At 62.4% G+C, this 15,976-nt stretch carries 18 protein-coding genes; 9 read left to right on the top strand and 9 right to left on the bottom strand.

Going from position 1 to position 15,976, the window contains the following annotated elements; translation table 11 throughout:
• Nucleotides 1-56: 56 nt before the first annotated feature.
• Nucleotides 57-449, bottom strand: coding sequence for a bleomycin resistance protein (locus AC1MB9_RS03360; protein ID WP_479963631.1), 393 nt, complete (start codon nt 447-449; stop codon nt 57-59).
• A gap of 241 nt (nt 450-690) precedes the next feature.
• Between AC1MB9_RS03360 and AC1MB9_RS03355 the strand changes: the two genes are divergently transcribed.
• From AC1MB9_RS03355 to AC1MB9_RS03345, 3 genes are all read left to right on the top strand, one after another.
• Nucleotides 691-981 (top strand): DUF4287 domain-containing protein, encoded by a 291-nt coding sequence (locus AC1MB9_RS03355; RefSeq protein ID WP_479963630.1) that lies wholly within the window; start codon nt 691-693, stop codon nt 979-981.
• Nucleotides 982-1,108: 127 nt separating this feature from the next.
• Nucleotides 1,109-1,333, top strand: coding sequence for a hypothetical protein (locus AC1MB9_RS03350; RefSeq protein WP_479963629.1), 225 nt, complete (start codon nt 1,109-1,111; stop codon nt 1,331-1,333).
• Nucleotides 1,334-1,649: 316 nt separating this feature from the next.
• Nucleotides 1,650-2,894: an IS256 family transposase gene (locus AC1MB9_RS03345; protein ID WP_479963004.1), complete on the top strand. Its 1,245-nt coding sequence runs from the start codon at nt 1,650-1,652 to the stop codon at nt 2,892-2,894.
• Nucleotides 2,895-3,019: 125 nt separating this feature from the next.
• Here the strand turns inward: AC1MB9_RS03345 and AC1MB9_RS03340 are convergent, their stop codons facing one another.
• Nucleotides 3,020-3,799 carry a class I SAM-dependent methyltransferase gene (locus tag AC1MB9_RS03340; RefSeq protein ID WP_479963628.1) on the bottom strand — a complete coding sequence of 260 codons (780 nt, stop codon included), beginning with the start codon at nt 3,797-3,799 and terminating at the stop codon, nt 3,020-3,022.
• 530 nt (nt 3,800-4,329) lie between these two features.
• Between AC1MB9_RS03340 and AC1MB9_RS03335 the strand changes: the two genes are divergently transcribed.
• Nucleotides 4,330-5,574, top strand: coding sequence for an IS256 family transposase (locus AC1MB9_RS03335; RefSeq protein ID WP_479963004.1), 1,245 nt, complete (start codon nt 4,330-4,332; stop codon nt 5,572-5,574).
• 523 nt (nt 5,575-6,097) lie between these two features.
• On the opposite strand, the gene AC1MB9_RS03330 is transcribed toward AC1MB9_RS03335, so the two are convergent.
• Both AC1MB9_RS03330 and AC1MB9_RS03325 read right to left on the bottom strand, forming a co-directional pair.
• Nucleotides 6,098-7,543 carry a serine hydrolase domain-containing protein gene (locus AC1MB9_RS03330; protein WP_479964571.1) on the bottom strand — a complete coding sequence of 482 codons (1,446 nt, stop codon included), beginning with the start codon at nt 7,541-7,543 and terminating at the stop codon, nt 6,098-6,100.
• A gap of 106 nt (nt 7,544-7,649) precedes the next feature.
• Entirely contained in the window at nt 7,650-8,318 is a 669-nt protein-coding gene (locus AC1MB9_RS03325) for a TetR/AcrR family transcriptional regulator (protein WP_479963627.1), read from the bottom strand.
• A gap of 84 nt (nt 8,319-8,402) precedes the next feature.
• On the opposite strand from AC1MB9_RS03325, the gene AC1MB9_RS03320 reads away from it, so the two are divergent.
• Entirely contained in the window at nt 8,403-8,987 is a 585-nt protein-coding gene (locus AC1MB9_RS03320; RefSeq protein ID WP_479963626.1) for a DUF4386 domain-containing protein, read from the top strand.
• Between the two features lie 139 nt (nt 8,988-9,126).
• Nucleotides 9,127-9,300: a DUF4177 domain-containing protein gene (locus tag AC1MB9_RS03315; RefSeq protein WP_479963625.1), complete on the top strand. Its 174-nt coding sequence runs from the start codon at nt 9,127-9,129 to the stop codon at nt 9,298-9,300.
• A 37-nt stretch (nt 9,301-9,337) separates the two neighbouring features.
• Here AC1MB9_RS03315 and AC1MB9_RS03310 read toward each other — a convergent pair whose 3' ends face one another.
• Together AC1MB9_RS03310 and AC1MB9_RS03305 are read right to left on the bottom strand one after the other, a co-directional pair.
• Entirely contained in the window at nt 9,338-10,402 is a 1,065-nt protein-coding gene (locus AC1MB9_RS03310) for an EAL domain-containing protein (RefSeq protein ID WP_479963624.1), read from the bottom strand.
• Nucleotides 10,403-10,434: 32 nt separating this feature from the next.
• Nucleotides 10,435-10,611: a DUF1059 domain-containing protein gene (locus AC1MB9_RS03305; RefSeq protein ID WP_479963623.1), complete on the bottom strand. Its 177-nt coding sequence runs from the start codon at nt 10,609-10,611 to the stop codon at nt 10,435-10,437.
• Nucleotides 10,612-10,825: 214 nt separating this feature from the next.
• Between AC1MB9_RS03305 and AC1MB9_RS03300 the strand changes: the two genes are divergently transcribed.
• Nucleotides 10,826-13,168 carry an FdhF/YdeP family oxidoreductase gene (locus AC1MB9_RS03300; protein ID WP_479964570.1) on the top strand — a complete coding sequence of 781 codons (2,343 nt, stop codon included), beginning with the start codon at nt 10,826-10,828 and terminating at the stop codon, nt 13,166-13,168.
• Nucleotides 13,169-13,579: 411 nt separating this feature from the next.
• Entirely contained in the window at nt 13,580-13,990 is a 411-nt protein-coding gene (locus AC1MB9_RS03295; protein WP_479963622.1) for a thermonuclease family protein, read from the top strand.
• Nucleotides 13,991-14,065: 75 nt separating this feature from the next.
• Here the strand turns inward: AC1MB9_RS03295 and AC1MB9_RS03290 are convergent, their stop codons facing one another.
• From AC1MB9_RS03290 to AC1MB9_RS03280, 3 genes are read right to left on the bottom strand one after another with little or no spacing between them, the layout of a single operon-like run.
• On the bottom strand, nt 14,066-14,452 hold the full coding sequence (locus tag AC1MB9_RS03290; RefSeq protein WP_479963621.1) for a toxin-antitoxin system YwqK family antitoxin: 387 nt from the start codon (nt 14,450-14,452) through the stop codon (nt 14,066-14,068).
• Nucleotides 14,449-14,841, bottom strand: coding sequence for a VOC family protein (locus tag AC1MB9_RS03285; protein WP_479963620.1), 393 nt, complete (start codon nt 14,839-14,841; stop codon nt 14,449-14,451). Before AC1MB9_RS03285 ends, AC1MB9_RS03290 begins: the two co-directional genes overlap by 4 nt.
• Nucleotides 14,838-15,122, bottom strand: a complete 285-nt coding sequence (locus tag AC1MB9_RS03280) for an ArsR/SmtB family transcription factor (RefSeq protein WP_479963619.1) — start codon at nt 15,120-15,122, stop codon at nt 14,838-14,840. Before AC1MB9_RS03280 ends, AC1MB9_RS03285 begins: the two co-directional genes overlap by 4 nt.
• Before the next feature lie 157 nt (nt 15,123-15,279).
• Here AC1MB9_RS03280 and AC1MB9_RS03275 point away from each other — a divergent pair, with 157 nt between their 5' ends.
• Nucleotides 15,280-15,918: a dihydrofolate reductase family protein gene (locus AC1MB9_RS03275; RefSeq protein WP_479963618.1), complete on the top strand. Its 639-nt coding sequence runs from the start codon at nt 15,280-15,282 to the stop codon at nt 15,916-15,918.
• Nucleotides 15,919-15,976: the final 58 nt, after the last annotated feature.

Raw genomic sequence — 15,976 nt, 5'->3', positions numbered from 1 at the left:
CCAGCTGTCCTGTAGGGGGTTCCGCTTGCGGATCCGCTTTCGCGCATCCCTGGTATCTACGGTTCCGTCAGTCCGGGCTGCTCGATCAGGGCGAGCTGGGTACCGTCGGCGTCGATAAGGTACCCGGCTCGAAGACCCCAATCCTGCATGCGCACCGGGTGCAGTCGTGGCATCCCGGCTGTCGCCTCGGGCACGCCGGAGCGACGAATGGCGTCGTACAGCTCATCGACGTCGGCGACTCGGAGGCAACACATGAAATTGCTTGACCGCGGGTCGAGGTCAGGGAAGGGGAAGAACTCCAATTGCACACTACCTCGGGCAAGGATCATCCAACCCTCGTCGCGAAACACTCGCTCGAATCCAAAACTGTTGTAGAACGTCTCTGTCTCGTCGAAGTTCCGTGAAGGGAGATTCGGTACAGCGCGGTCAGGAATAGGAGTCCAGGACATGCTCCAATGATTGCAGGCCCTCGGCCGCGCTAACAGGAGCGGCTTCGCCTCCCGCCGCCCGAGATCGCGCGCCAGTTGATGCCCGCCCGCCGAGAAAACTATCTCCGGCAGTGATGCCCGCAGAAGGTTCCTTCGTGACCTGGCCAGCGTGATTCGAACTTCGAGAATATCTTGATCGAATGATCGAATTTCGTTGCGGGTCCGACCTGCGGATCGCAGCACCACCAGCAGAGGAGTAGAGATGTCCTTCCAGGCGTACCTCGACAACATCGAAGACAAGACGGGGCTGACCCCCCGCCAGTTCATGGCGTTGGCCCAAGCGAAAGGTTTCGACGATCCGTCCACGAAAGCCGGGGTGATCGTCGATTGGCTACAAGCGGACTTCGACTTGGGCCGCGGTCATGCCATGGCTCTGGTTCACGTCATCAAGAACGGCGAAAAGATCGACACCAAGCATGTGGGCACCGGTACCGCGCACAGTGACCCATCCGACACGCTATGGCTCGACGGGAAGCAGACCCGCCCCGCGTGAGCCACGCATACTTGGCCGCAGTTGTTTATTTCGACGGCTCTCGCTCCCGCTGACCGTTCCGCTTGCGGATCCGGACAAAGATGAGAACGCGCAAGTTGCTTGAGTCTGTGCGTGTCAGAATCGACGAATGGCAGGCGTACCCAACGGCTTCGAATTCGACGTAATCGACGGTGGCGTAGTGATTCGCCATCACGGTCGAAAGGCGACCACTTTGCGGGGTGCAGTGGCAGACCAGTTTCTCGCAGATGCTGAACGCGGTGATTCGCAGGAGCTCATGGCTAGGGTGACTGGCAATTACAAGCGAGGCAACGAGCGGGTCGCCAAGAATCATCCACGCAACCAGGCCTTGTAGTCAAGGTCGTTTCGAGGAGTCGGCAATGTTTCTGACCGACGTCTCCTGCAATGGCTAAAGCTCTACACACCCCGCCGCGGGGAAGCCCGTCTTTCGCGGTGATTGTGTCAATGAGCGTTCCCCTTGCGGGCACGGCCTTGGACGCTCGGTATCCGTCATAAATCGCCTGCGACTCTGTGCTGATTAGCTCTCTGTGGGTCATGTCCCATTGAGTGGTGTGGTTTCCCCGCTTTGAGCGTTGCTTCGTCAACGCAAGGAGCCATCGTGCGATGGTCAGTGAGTACCGACTAAAGCAACTCACGAAGGACACCACACGATGGCTCTAGACCAGTCTGCCCTGCTCAACCTGCTGGGAGAACTCAAACTCACCGATGTCACCGACCGCATCCGCGTCGCGACCGAAACTCTGTATCAAGAACTCATCGATGCGGAAGCGAGCGCGTTCATCGGCGCCGCCCCGTTTGAACGCTCCGGCGACCGCACCACGTACCGCAACGGCACCCGGCCACGGACTTTGAGCACGACCGCCGGGGACCTTGATCTGAAGATCCCGAAGCTGCGCGCCGGGTCGTTCTTCCCCGCCCTGCTCGAGCGCCGCCGCCGCGTCGACCAAGCCCTGTTCGCCGTCGTGATGGAGGCCTATGTCCACGGCGTCTCGACCCGAAAGGTCGACGACCTCGTCAAGGCGCTCGGCGCTGATACCGGGATATCCAAGTCGGAAGTGTCCAGGATCTGCGCCGGCCTCGACACGGAAGTGGCCGAGTTCCGGGACCGGACCCTGGCCGCTCAGGACTTCCCGTACGTGTTCCTCGACGCCACGTACTGCAAAGCGCGCGTCGGGCACCGCATCGTGTCCCAGGCCGTCGTCGTCGCGATCGGCGTCGCCGCCGACGGACGGCGGGAAGTCCTGGGGTTCGACGTGGGCGACAGCGAGAACGAAGGCTTCTGGACCAGCTTCTTACGGTCGTTGAAGACCCGCGGTCTCGACGGGGTGAAGCTGGTCATGTCTGACGCCCACACCGGGCTGAAGAAGGCCATCGGCACGGTCTTCCAAGGCGCCGGCTGGCAGAGATGCCGAGTGCACTTCATGCGAAACGTCCTCGCCGTGGTCCCGAAAGGATCCCAGGAGATGGTCGCGTCGATCATCCGCACCATCTTCGCCCAGCCCGACCGCGAGCACATCGAGAAGCAATTCCGTGAGGTCACCACGATGCTCAGCCGGTCCCACCCGAAGGTCGCGGCGATGCTCACCGATGCCCAACCCGACCTGCTCGCTTTCGCCGCGTTCCCGCGGCGTCACTGGCGACAGATCTGGTCGACAAACCCGTTGGAACGGGTCAACAAGGAGATCAAACGCCGCACCGATGTCGTCGGCGTCTTCCCTAACTCCGCCGCCCTCCTCCGCCTCGCGGGCGCAGTCCTGATCGAGCAACACGACGAGTGGGAAGCCGGCGAACGACGCTACTTCTCCGAAGCCTCGATGCTCGAGCTGGCCACAATGAACAACCCAACCGAGGTCATCGACGAGGCGGTGATCCTCCCAGAACTCGCTGCCGCCTAAACTAAAACAACTGACCCGCACGGTGACGATGAATTACACCACCCGGCGGGACGTGACCCGTCCCGCAAGGGACGCGGGATCTTCAGGGCACTGTAACCCCGGTCGGCGAGGAGCCCTAAACTTGGTCAGCCGTGCGCGGGGCGTGGTGCGACGACCCCGCGGGCGCACCAGGCCATCGCTGACACCTCGATCGATCCGGTGGGGAGCAGCTCGGCGCAGCGGTCTTGAAGTGCGTCGCGCTGTACCGCCGACAGGGACGCGACGTAGGCTCCGGCCGGCCCAACCCCGAGGGTGTACGGCTGCCACCAGTCATTAAACGTGGCATAGTGTCGCGTCACGGTCAGAGCAGAGGTTTCAATTTGGAGTAGACCGACGTCTGTGCACAAATCGAGCAGGTCGCCGTCGCGTGTACCAATAAGGTCTGACTCGCCGCGTTCCTTCGGATAGAGGTCGCGCACAGCATTCCAAAAAGTGGCCAGAGGTCCTCGCCCTCCGGCGTGATCCCAAACGCAGGCGGCAACTATCCCACCCGGGCGAGTCACCCGCGCCATCTCCGACAGCCCGGCTCGAGCATCCTTCATCAAATGAATGACCAGCTGCGCTAGCGTGATGTCGAATTCAGCATCATTGAACGGAAGATTCTCGGCTTCGGATACGAGCACATCGACCGAGGGGAAGCGTTGCCGGATCGCTTCCACGAAAGGAAGAGACGGATCGACTGCGACGACCGCCGATGGTCCCGCGCGGGCGACCAGCTGCACGGTTAGGGCACCCGTGCCGCACCCCACATCAAGCGCACGCTGACCACCTGCCACACCAGCCCAGTCGGCGAAAAGCGATCCGAGTGGTTCGGAGAATTGACCCATGAAGCTGGAGTACGCGGCCGCCGAGACGTTGAAACTCATGAGAAGCAGGCTAACGGACGATCGTCAGCTGGTTGTCTATTCTTCTGCGAAAGATTGGGCTCGAATTCGAAGAGAACGACACTGGCGGAGCACGTGATATCCGATCGGTGTACGGCTCACATCTTTGAGGTCCGCTGACCGTTCCCAATTGACACAGCATCGGCACGCGTGGTCGTTCGGCGGATTGACCCCAGCTTTGTCGCGCTGGTCCTCGGTTGAAGTCAGCCGGCGAACTCACCTATCGGATAAGGCGTGGCTGAGTTGCCCAGCGTCTCGACGAGCTTCGGTGCGCATTTGCCATCATCGTAGGTCCACCCCAAAGCAGTCTGAACGTCGAATTCGACGGTCACGACGAAGCAGGTTTACACGCCGGACGGCCCCGAATAGGCGCTCGAGTCGGCAAGCGGATCGGTCATGTCCCATTGAGTGGTGTGGTTTCCCCGCTTTGAGCGTTGCTTCGTCAACGCAAGGAGCCATCGTGCGATGGTCAGTGAGTACCGACTAAAGCAACTCACGAAGGACACCACACGATGGCGCTAGACCAGTCTGCCCTGCTCAACCTGCTGGGAGAACTCAAACTCACCGATGTCACCGACCGCATCCGCGTCGCGACCGAAACTCTGTATCAAGAACTCATCGATGCGGAAGCGAGCGCGTTCATCGGCGCCGCCCCGTTTGAACGCTCCGGCGACCGCACCACGTACCGCAACGGCACCCGGCCACGGACTTTGAGCACGACCGCCGGGGACCTTGATCTGAAGATCCCGAAGCTGCGCGCCGGGTCGTTCTTCCCCGCCCTGCTCGAGCGCCGCCGCCGCGTCGACCAAGCCCTGTTCGCCGTCGTGATGGAGGCCTATGTCCACGGCGTCTCGACCCGAAAGGTCGACGACCTCGTCAAGGCGCTCGGCGCTGATACCGGGATATCCAAGTCGGAAGTGTCCAGGATCTGCGCCGGCCTCGACACGGAAGTGGCCGAGTTCCGGGACCGGACGCTGGCCGCTCAGGACTTCCCGTACGTGTTCCTCGACGCCACGTACTGCAAAGCGCGCGTCGGGCACCGCATCGTGTCCCAGGCCGTCGTCGTCGCGATCGGCGTCGCCGCCGACGGACGGCGGGAAGTCCTGGGGTTCGACGTGGGCGACAGCGAGAACGAAGGCTTCTGGACCAGCTTCTTACGGTCGTTGAAGACCCGCGGTCTCGACGGGGTGAAGCTGGTCATGTCTGACGCCCACACCGGGCTGAAGAAGGCCATCGGCACGGTCTTCCAAGGCGCCGGCTGGCAGAGATGCCGAGTGCACTTCATGCGAAACGTCCTCGCCGTGGTCCCGAAAGGATCCCAGGAGATGGTCGCGTCGATCATCCGCACCATCTTCGCCCAGCCCGACCGCGAGCACATCGAGAAGCAATTCCGTGAGGTCACCACGATGCTCAGCCGGTCCCACCCGAAGGTCGCGGCGATGCTCACCGATGCCCAACCCGACCTGCTCGCTTTCGCCGCGTTCCCGCGGCGTCACTGGCGACAGATCTGGTCGACAAACCCGTTGGAACGGGTCAACAAGGAGATCAAACGCCGCACCGATGTCGTCGGCGTCTTCCCTAACTCCGCCGCCCTCCTCCGCCTCGCGGGCGCAGTCCTGATCGAGCAACACGACGAGTGGGAAGCCGGCGAACGACGCTACTTCTCCGAAGCCTCGATGCTCGAGCTGGCCACAATGAACAACCCAACCGAGGTCATCGACGAGGCGGTGATCCTCCCAGAACTCGCTGCCGCCTAAACTAAAACAACTGACCCGCACGGTGACGATGAATTACACCACCCGGCGGGACGTGACCCCCGAACTGATCAGGACATCAAACATCACCGCGCTCGAGGTGTCCTGGCTGTCGAAAGGACTAGACCTCTTGGATTGCCCCTGCGCATGACGAGCCGAATTACGGCGATGAGCCTGCCGCATAGCTTCACCGATGAACAGACCCGCGGCCCGTTGGTTTCTTCACACACGAGCACGTGTTTCGCCCGCACGGCACCGGCACCGTCATGATTGATCGGGTTTCGTTTGCTGCGCCCCTGGGAGTCCTCGGCCACATAGTCGAGCGCCTTGCACTCGCGAGATACATGCGCAAAGTTATCGAGAAGCGAAACTCCTACCTGCGAAGCGTCATTGAGTGGACGTCACGCTGCAAGGCGCGGCTCTGCCGACAAACTGCCCGCAAGGGATCGTCCACCGGTCCCTGCGTTCTGACAGAGGCCTGCCTCAGGCAGTCGCGCAACGCGCAGGACCGGCGGCTGCCCAACCGTCAGGCAGGGCCGGACTTGCCGATGTAGGCCACCCCGAGCCTGAACGCGGCCCAGATCACCCCCATCACCGCGGAGGCGACGAACACCAGAACAACATCGGGTTGGAACAGGACCCAGTGGCTGATCGGCGTGCCGTTCAGTCGTGGCACCAGGCCGAGAAAGACCCACGCCGCGGCCAGTGTGGCGAGCAGCGGGAACCACAAGCTGAACAGGCCAGAGACGCCAGACCGGGTCTTGGCGCGAATCTTGGCCCGGCGAAGCCACGCCCAGACCATGCTGAGCAGGTAGAAGATCGGCAGGGCCACAAGACCGAGGAACAGTGCCTGCCTGGTCGATTCGGACCCTTCGTAATAGTCGAGGCCGAGGGCCATGTCGGAGATGCCGATGCGGAGGTGGTCCGTTTCTCCGAAGCCCATTCCGCCGCCGCCGTTGACGAGCACGATGACCGCCTTCTTCTCTGTGGGGAGCATCGTCGCGAGCGTTTCGACGCCGGGGCTGACCCCGGTATGCCAGACGGCCCCGACGCCGGATTCCACGTACCAGCCGAAGCCGTAGCCCGGCGATACGTCGCTGGCCGGGCGCATCATAAGCGCCTTGCCCTCGGCGCTCAGCAGATCGTCCTCGCCGTTCATCATCATGCCGAGGTAGCGCGCGAGATCGTTGGCGCTGGCAATGATTCCGCCCTGTGGAGCCGTTGCGCGGTCGGTTGTGTCGTCAGCCACGGGACGCTTGGTGCCAAACCATGGCACGTGCCCGGTCGCCATCGACTCGTGGATCACGCCGTCAGCGACGAAGCTGTGGTCCATACCGACCGGCTCCAAAATGTTCGTTGTCACATAGGCCTGGTATTGCCGTCCGCTGACGACTTCGATCAGGCGACCCAGAATCTCGTAGTTCGCATTCGAGTACTCCCACTTTTCGTCGGGCTTGTTGGTGGGAGTCACCTCGGCCAGCTGGTCAACCCCGCGCGCCAGCTCATCGTTCTTCCCGGTGGCATCCGGATGTCCGGCGTTTCCTTGCAGAGTGGAGAAGCCGCTCGTGTGGCTGAGCAACTGCCGGATCGTGATCGCGCCGGCGGGCGTGCCGGCGAACTCGTCAAGATACTGCGAGAGCTCGGCATTAAGGCCGATCTTGTCCGCCTCGACCAGTTGCATGACGGCCAACGCCGTAAAACTCTTGGAGATCGAACCGATCACGAAGGGGGTGTCCGCAGTCACCGGGGTGTCACTTCCGAGCTTGACGACACCCCGCGCGCCAACCGATGTGATGTCATCATCGATTACGACGGCATACGCCAAGCCTGGCACGGCGGAAGCGGGCATCTCCCTGTCGATAAAGTCCTCTATCGAATTGTCGTTGGCAGCGGCAGTGGCAGTGGCATTTGCCGGCAACGCGGCGCTAAGTCCAGCGAGCGTGGATGCCGCAAGCACGAGTACTCCGACCATACGAGCGCTGGTACGAGAGTGCTTCATCGGGGTGTCCAATCTCCAAGTTGGTATGAGCCATACGATGTGAGGAATGTAGGCGTCATCATACGATGCAAGGTGGCGTCTAGGTCGCCTCTGCCACCAACGCGGCAGTGATGCCATCGAGGATGAGCTTGAGCCCGAAGTCGAACTCGTTGCCGTACGCATATCCCGGCTGCAGAACAAGGGTGACCGCCATGGTGGCCAGGTTCGGGTAGACGGCGGGCATCGCTTCCTGCCCGGCCATGATCTCCTCCGCAGCGGGGCCGATGTCGCCGGAGGGGTTCAGGGGCAACGCGGCTTCCTGCTGCGCGAACCCCAGCACATAACTGTCGAGAATCGACAGAGCGTGGCCGGTCAACGGCATCGAGAAACCGGCGGCGGTAAAGCAGCCGATCACCGAATCCAGGTGGCCGAGTGTGGCTGGGCCCGGTGACATTCTGGCCTTCATTCTGATGGCCCACGGGTGTCGTGCAAGCACGCGTCGCGTCGACTCTGCCCTGGCCTGCATCGCCGAGCGCCACTCGTCACCAGCCTCCGGTGTCGCGAACTCGGAGTACACCACGTCGAGCATGCCGTCGAAGATTTCGTCTTTGCTTTTGACGTGGTAGTAGAGCGACATGGCTTCGACCCCAAGTTCTACGGCCAATTTGCGCATGCTCAGCGACTCGATGCCGCGCTCGTCGGCGATGGCCACCGCGGCGCGGATTGCCCGCACTCTCGTGACCGGTTCTCTGGTGTTCGTCGTAGCCATAGACGTCACCTTACATCGTATGGTACTTTCGTGCTATTCGCCCTTACACCGTATGGCCATACCGACTTAGAGATGGAAAACCACATGAAGAACCCCAGTACCGCCGCCCCATTGGTTGGAGTACTTTTTCTCGCCGCCTTCTTCCTCTACGGCATCGGCACCTCGATTGCCACTACCGCGACAGCGGGCAGCGGCCCCCTGATGATCGGCGTCGGGATGATGCTCCTCAATACGGCCGCTGTCATCGCAATCGGCGCGCTCGTGTACCCGATCCTGCGCCCGCATTCTCCCGCAGCGGCAGTCGGATATGTGGCCACTCGTCTGTTCGAGGGCACGCTCCTCGCCATCGGTGCGATCGCGCTTTTCACTGGTGCGGTCGCTGCCAACATCTTCGCCTACAACATCGCGATGGCGGGGCTCGGCATCGGAAGCCTGTTCTTCTGCGTCGTGCTCTACCGCACACGACTCGTCCCGCGCTTCCTGGCAGCATGGGGCTTCATCGGTTACGCAGCATTCGCCACGGGATCTGTGCTCGAGCTTCTTGGGGTCGAGGGAGCAGGGCTTCCCACGACAATCCCCGGCGGCCTGTTCGAGCTCTTCTTTGCGATTTGGCTTCTCGTGCGCGGCTTCAGCTCGCCTGCCGTCATCCCGGTTGCTGCCCGCGCATGAACGGGATCCCCGGCACCGTCGGGCAATCATTGTCCGAACGCCGACCTGCGCGTTGGCACCGCCCCGGGACCATGGCAACCTTGATCATGTTCACGCCGATTCAGATTCACTCGGACCATCGCCAAAGGAAAGACAATAAATGAAGCAGTACAAGGTTCTTACCCAGCGCGGCGGATTGTTCAAGGAGACTGCTTCCCAGAAATTGGAAGCGACTCTGAACGAGCATGCAGCCGATGGCTGGCGGGTCGTGAACAGCTTCTGGCTCACGGGGAGTAGCTCGATCACGACCGTCCTGGAGCGAGAAGCCGATTGACACCGTGCCTTTTCGCTTTCGCCGCGAGGAGTGCTCGTTAGCTCACGGCGTCGGTGATAAGGCGTTCCATGCGGGCGATGCCCGCGTAACGGCCGGCGTTGTCGGTGAGGATCAGCGGGTCGTAGCGGTGCGCCCTGTCCCGAGTGATGGCTCTGAGGAGCGCGTCGCGAACCGGGGTGTCGAGGTTCACGCGGAGTCCGTCCGTGGTGACACCGAGGTTGGCGCTCTCGCTGTCGAGAACAGAGACGGGCCGATTGCTGTGGTCGATCAGAACCACGGTGCGAAGCCCCGGATCGTGGGCGAAAAGAGCCGCGGCCGACCGGGCGGTATCCACCGCGGGCACCACGTCGATCAGATCCCGAACCGTTGGAACGGACTTCGGCACGGCGGCCGGCAGCACGGACTTGTCCAGGTCGGGCCAGCCGGGACCTGGCCGGGCGAGATAGTACCCCTGGGCGAGCGGAACGCCGAGCGCCGTGATGGTGTCGTACTCCGCCGCCGTTTCGACGCCTTCGGCGAGAACCCACGAATCGATGCGACCAGCGAAGGTGCCGATCATCTCGACGAGGGCACGCTTCGCTTCATCGGCATCGATGCCCTGAATGAGCTGCCGGTCAAGTTTCATCAGCGCCGGCTTCAGGGCAAGCAGATGGGTGAGGCCCGCGTACCCCGAACCGACATCATCGACGGCGATGAGCGCACCAGCACCGCGGAGCGCATTGAGTTCGATCTCAAGGTCGAGATAGGACTCGATGGTGGATTGTTCGGTGAGTTCGACGATGATCCCCTGCAAGTCCGGATGGTCGCGCCAAACGGCCCGGATTTCCTCATTGCGGAGCACATGCGGTGACACGTTGACGGTAAGGAAGCAATTGGGGGGAACCGATGCGCGTTCCGCCAGGACAACACGGAGGCATCTCGCTTCGACCTCCGCGGAGCGGTTCGCCGCACGTGCCTGGTCGAACAGTTCCTCGACCCCGACGGATTCGCCGAGGTCAAAACGAGACAAACCCTCGAAGCCGACAATTGTTCCGCGGGCGGTGTCTACTATCGGCTGGAACACCGCAGACACACCGGTCCCGGCGCAGACGGCATCCAGCATCGTCGACCACGCCGAGGCGGACGGTGGCCTGGTCAGGAGGTGGCTACGATTCGGGTGGTGATGCTCTCCACCAGTTCCGGGGTCACCGTCGTGATTCCGTGCACGGCACTAGCATGCGCGGCGACGAGAACGAGGATCTCATCATCGGTCGAGCTCACCCAACTCGCCGTGCAACCGGGTACCACGTCACCGCACGCGAATGACTTCACAATTTTTCCCCTCACCGGTGCCGCTCTCGGCGGCTCCCCATTGTTTGATGGCTCCAAGCATAGTTTGCGCGGAACCCCCGCGCGGTCGCCCTCGTGGGGGCTGAATCATTCACAGATTGTGGTTGCGATGGCCGGCCGTAGCTGTTACTCCTAAGGTGACGTGCAGGACCGTTTCGGTCGCTGCTTCGGAGTGTGGCAGAGAGGGAGAGTGGCCTTGGTGCGCGAGAATCCTCCAGTGAATGAACCCGATGATAGCGAAATCGAGGTTGGCAGGCCGAAGGACTGGGCCGCCGGGATTCCCGGCGTGCTTCACTCAATGATTCCCGCGATTGAGCACATGGGTGTGGGGCGCACACGAAAGACCCTGTTGTCCATGAATCACAAGGATGGCTTCGACTGCATGAGCTGCGCGTGGCCGGATCCGGATCATCGCAAGGCATTCGAGTTCTGCGAAAATGGCGCCAAGGCCGTCACCTGGGAAGCGACTCCCGTGGTCGTGTCTTCCAGTTTTTGGGCCGAGCATTCGATGAGCGACTTGCTCGGGCGCTCCGAGTATTGGCTCGGCATGCAGGGACGCCTCACCGAACCCGTGTACAAGCCCGCCGGCGAGGATCACTATCGGCCCGTCAGCTGGGACCAGGCGTTCTCCATCGTCGGCAGCAAACTCAACAATCTAAAGTCCCCCGACGAGGCTGCCTTCTACACCAGCGGCCGAACGTCCAACGAAGCCGCTTTCGCGTATCAACTTTTCGTGCGCGGCTACGGCACCAATAATCTGCCCGACTGCTCCAACATGTGTCATGAATCCTCCGGCTGGGCCATGGGTCAGACGATTGGCATCGGCAAGGCCACCATCACGTACGACGACTTCGGCAAGGCCGATCTGATCATCATCATGGGACAGAATCCGGGCACCAACCATCCACGCATGCTCACGGCCCTGGAGGAGGCCAAAGACAACGGCGCAGAAATTGTCGCCGTCAATCCGATGCCCGAAGCGGGCCTGAAACGGTACAAAAACCCGCAAGAGGTCAAGGGCATTATTGGCCGCGGTACCGAGATCGCCGACCAGTTCATGCAGATCCGGCTGGGCGGGGACATGGCGCTGCTGCAGGCCGTCTCCAAGCGCGTGCTCGATGCCGAGGCCAAGGACCCGGGGACGGTGCTGGACCACCAGTTTCTTGAGGAGCACTGTGAAGGCCTTGAGGAGCTCGAACTGCACCTCGCGGAGCTGGATGAGGACGCAGTCCTGGAGGCCACGGGCCTGCGCGTCGAGGAAATCGACGAGCTGGCGGCCCGCTACCTGAAGGCCGAAAGGGTGATCATCACCTGGGCGATGGGTTTGACCCAGCAGAAGAAGGGGGTCGCCACCATCAAGGAGATCATCAATCTGCTTCTGCTGCGCGGCAACATCGGCAAGCCGGGCGCCGGGGCATCCCCGATCCGAGGCCACAGTAATGTGCAGGGCGACAGGACAATGGGCATCTGGGAGCAGATGCCGCCGTCTTTCATGGATGCGCTGGGCAAGGAATTCGGCTTCGAACCGCCGATTGACCACGGCACCGATGCGGTCCAGACGATTCAGGCCATGCGCGACGGCGGCATCAAGTTTTTCATGGCCCTGGGCGGAAACCTGGTCGGAGCGATCGCCGACAGGAACGCCGCGGAAGCCGCCATGCACGGCACGGAGATGACGGTCCAGATCTCCACCAAACTGAACCGCTCTCACGCCGTGGTGGGCACGGAAGCGCTCATTCTTCCGACCATGGGACGCAGCGAGATCGACAGGCAGGTGTCTGGGGAGCAGTTCGTGTCTGTGGAAGACACGGTCTGTGCGGTGCACCCGTCCTTCGGCAAGGTTGAACCGGTGGCGCCTGGACTCCTTTCCGAAGTCGCCATCATCTCCCGTCTGGCACGGGCGACGATTCCCGGAAAGACCACCGCCGACTGGGCCGGCTTCGAGATGAACTACGACCTGATCCGCGAACACATCTCTCACGTGGTGGGCGGCTGCGAGGACTACAACATACAGATCAGGCAGGATGGCGGCTTTGTGTTGCCGAACGGGCCGCGCGACTCACGGACCTTCCACACCCCCACGGGAAAGGCCGTGATCACCGTCAACAAGCTTGAGTTTCTCGACCGGCCGACGGGCACGCTGATCTTGCAGACCTTGAGGTCTCATGACCAGTTCAATACCACCATATACGGTTTCGACGACCGTTACCGCGGCATCAAAAAGGGCCGCCATGTGGTCTTCGTGAATCCGCACGACCTGGCCGAACTGGGATTAGAGGACGGCCAACGGGTGGACGTACACGGGATTCACGATGACGGCGCGCAGCGAGTGCTACGCAATTACCGGGTCGTTTCCTATCCCAGCGCCAAGGGCTGCGCCGCCGCCTACTACCCGGAGGCGAACGTGCTCGTTCCCCTCGACAACGTCGCTGACGGCAGCAACACACCCGTGTCCAAGGCGGTTATCGTTCGACTGCAACCTGCCGAGGAGCAGGACCCCCACCCCACGATTTCGGGCGCACTACCCACCGGGTTGTAGGAACGGAGCGGGGCGCGAGCAGTCAGGGCCGGGCTCCACGGACCCAACTCGCGCTTCTCATCTTTCGACTCCGTCATGGCGCCCCTATCCGTGAAAGCGGTCCTCCGCTGGTGTGATCACCACCGAACGCAGCGATTTCCCTAACCATTGCACCGAGACACTGTTCGTACAATGCACGGAGCGGAACAAGAGCCGTAGCCACACGGATCGACCATGCGGATTCCGCGTGGATCTACTATCGCCCTGAGGGAGCAGTCATCGGGGCGATCACCCCGGCCGCACGCGGTCGACGCGGAGGCCGCGGACTCTGCCTTAGTCTCGGGGAATGCGTAGTGCAAGGAACGGCTCGCGGGTGCTGGTCGGCATTCTCGTCCTCGGGGCGTACCCGCCCGCCCCGGTGAGGCTGTGGCGATGACCGTGGAGCATGTGCACGACGGTGACACGCTCTTCCTGCGAACGACTCAGCCCAACGCCCTGGTGGCGACGACGGACGCGGTCAAGGTGCGCCTCCTCGGTATCGATACTCCGGAGGTGGGTGACCATGCCGAATGTTTCGGCGACCAGGCCACTGAGCAGTTGCGGATGTTGCTGCCGGACGGCAGCCAGACGTGGATCACCACCGACCAGGACCCGACTGATCAATACGGCCGCAGCCAGTTCTACCTCTGGACCGAGGACGGGCGGTTCGTCAACTACGAGCTCGTTGCCGGAGGCGCCGCCGAGTCACTCATGATTGCCCCGAACGACGCCTACTACCCGCTCCTGCGTGCGGCAGAAGACGCTGCAACGACGTCCGGTACGGGCATGTGGGGGGCATGCTGAACGGGCAGGTCCAGCAGGCCCCTGACTCTCAGCGGGCAACGAGCAGGAGCACGGCGGCATCCGCAGGGGCGGCGCTCAGCGCTTTCCTCGATGGTTGGTCGTCCTCTTGATGCTTCCATCCGGCGCGAAGTAGGTCCACGGGCCGGACTTCGCTCCTCGATCGAAGGTGCCCTCATCGATGGGCAGGCCGCCCGTCGTCCAGCGCTGCCAAAGGCCGTGTTTGTCACCGCGCAGAAACCCACCCTTTTGCAGCAATCCGCCGGTCTGCCGGTACCAGATGCAGTCCCCGTTCAGCTCGCCGTCGTCGTACTGGAACTCCGAGCGCAGGGCGCCGTCGCGAAAGTAGTGTCGCCAGAGCCCGGTGCGCTCACCCTCAAGATAATGTCCGGAGATCATGCCGCCGTGCGGGTCAGGTTCCTCCCAGAGTCCGGTCTTCCGGCCCTCCGCATCGAGCAGGTTCACGGCATGCTCGCGATCTGGATGAGGTTGCCGCACGTGTCGTCCAACACGGCAGTGGTGACGGGCCCCATGACCATGGGTGGTTGGGTAAAACGCACACCGAGCGCGACGAGCCGCTCGTACTCCGCACCCACGTCATCGACACCGAAACTCGTGAACGGTATGCCATCTTCGGCGAGCGCCGCTTTGAATACCTTCGCCGCCGGGTGCTCGTCCGGCTCGAGCAGCAGCTCCACGCCGTCCTGTGCACCCGGACCGACAACGGTAAGCCAGCGAAACTCTCCTGCGGGCAGGTCGGTCTTCTTCACGAACCCCAGCGTTCCGACATAGAAATCCAATGCCTTCGCCTGATCGGCAACGAACACCGACGCGGTGGTGATGGTAATAGTCATGCGCTTGTCTCCTTGATGCGGTCATCGATCCACGCGCGCGCCTCAACGAGGTTGCAGGTATCGAGATGGTGGATGGTCGTTCGCCCGCTCGCGGTCAATCGCAGGAGCCCGGCGTCACGCAGCACGGCAATGTGTTTGGCGACGGCCTGGCGGCTCATGTTGTGGCCCCGTTTGATCAAGCGAACACACAGTTCGAACAGGGTCTGGTCATTGCGCGAGCCCAGTTCCTCAAGCAGGGCGAGACGAGCTGGGTCGCACAGTGCGCGGAAGACCACATCCATGCCCGTATTTTAGCAACTTCACGGTTGCCAATCAATCGGTACGCGCATTACTTCGTTGATGATTGGTCGTAATCACTGGCCACGAAAACACCCCCGGAGTAAGGTGACGGAGCGATTTCTCGCACGCAGTCTGGTACCGCGCCGAAAGGAGACCTTCATGTCCGGTCGCATTCAGATCGACGTCTTCACCACGCTTGACGGAGTCGCACAGGCTCCCGGCGGCCCCGATGAAGACTCCGACGGAGGTTTCACATTCGGTGGCTGGCAGGCCCCTCTGGTCGACGCGACCGATGGCGCCCAGATCGGGGAGGGCATAGACAGTATGGACGCCCTGCTCCTGGGCCGGCGCACGTATGACATCTTCGCCGGCTACTGGCCGCATCACCTCGACGGGCCCGAAGGCGGTATCGGTCGCAAATTCGAGGCGATCCCCAAATATGTCGCGTCCCGTGGCACGCCCGAACTCGAATGGCACAACTCCCACCTGCTCGGAAGCGATCTCGTCGCCGAGCTGACGGCGCTGCGTGAGCGTCACGAGGAAATCCACGTGATCGGCAGCATCGCCTTCGCCCGCACTCTCGTCGCCGATGGCCTGTTCGACCGGCTGAACCTGTGGGTGTACCCGATCGTGGTCGGCCCGGGCAAACGGCTGTTCACCGCCGAGGGCCCACCCGCATCTCTCGAACTTCTCGCTGCCGAGCCACCGTCGGCGAAGGGTGCGGTTCTCCTGCGCTACGGATGGAAGGGACGCGTTCCGGCGACGGGCGACATGAGTCGACAAGACGCCGCACCCTGATGGCGCGAAACGCGACCGGTTGACCTGTCGGGCAACCGGTCGCCATCATGATTTCGTC

This window comes from Cryobacterium sp. AP27, assembly GCF_056680495.1.
This window is presented reverse-complemented; position numbering and strand designations above follow the sequence as displayed.

Bases quoted from the DNA above. Each gene is read 5' to 3' on its own strand.
- AC1MB9_RS03355 (WP_479963630.1), top strand. From the start codon at position 691: ATGTCCTTCCAGGCGTACCTCGACAACATCGAAGACAAGACGGGGCTG.
- AC1MB9_RS03315 (WP_479963625.1), top strand. From the start codon at position 9,127: ATGAAGCAGTACAAGGTTCTTACCCAGCGCGGCGGATTGTTCAAGGAG.
- AC1MB9_RS03335 (WP_479963004.1), top strand. From the start codon at position 4,330: ATGGCGCTAGACCAGTCTGCCCTGCTCAACCTGCTGGGAGAACTCAAA.
- AC1MB9_RS03325 (WP_479963627.1), bottom strand. From the start codon at position 8,318: ATGGCTACGACGAACACCAGAGAACCGGTCACGAGAGTGCGGGCAATC.
- AC1MB9_RS03285 (WP_479963620.1), bottom strand. From the start codon at position 14,841: ATGACTATTACCATCACCACCGCGTCGGTGTTCGTTGCCGATCAGGCG.
- AC1MB9_RS03275 (WP_479963618.1), top strand. From the start codon at position 15,280: ATGTCCGGTCGCATTCAGATCGACGTCTTCACCACGCTTGACGGAGTC.
- AC1MB9_RS03320 (WP_479963626.1), top strand. From the start codon at position 8,403: ATGAAGAACCCCAGTACCGCCGCCCCATTGGTTGGAGTACTTTTTCTC.
- AC1MB9_RS03350 (WP_479963629.1), top strand. From the start codon at position 1,109: ATGGCAGGCGTACCCAACGGCTTCGAATTCGACGTAATCGACGGTGGC.
- AC1MB9_RS03360 (WP_479963631.1), bottom strand. From the start codon at position 449: ATGTCCTGGACTCCTATTCCTGACCGCGCTGTACCGAATCTCCCTTCA.
- AC1MB9_RS03295 (WP_479963622.1), top strand. From the start codon at position 13,580: ATGACCGTGGAGCATGTGCACGACGGTGACACGCTCTTCCTGCGAACG.
- AC1MB9_RS03340 (WP_479963628.1), bottom strand. From the start codon at position 3,799: ATGAGTTTCAACGTCTCGGCGGCCGCGTACTCCAGCTTCATGGGTCAA.
- AC1MB9_RS03345 (WP_479963004.1), top strand. From the start codon at position 1,650: ATGGCTCTAGACCAGTCTGCCCTGCTCAACCTGCTGGGAGAACTCAAA.
- AC1MB9_RS03330 (WP_479964571.1), bottom strand. From the start codon at position 7,543: ATGGTCGGAGTACTCGTGCTTGCGGCATCCACGCTCGCTGGACTTAGC.
- AC1MB9_RS03280 (WP_479963619.1), bottom strand. From the start codon at position 15,122: ATGGATGTGGTCTTCCGCGCACTGTGCGACCCAGCTCGTCTCGCCCTG.
- AC1MB9_RS03310 (WP_479963624.1), bottom strand. From the start codon at position 10,402: ATGCTGGATGCCGTCTGCGCCGGGACCGGTGTGTCTGCGGTGTTCCAG.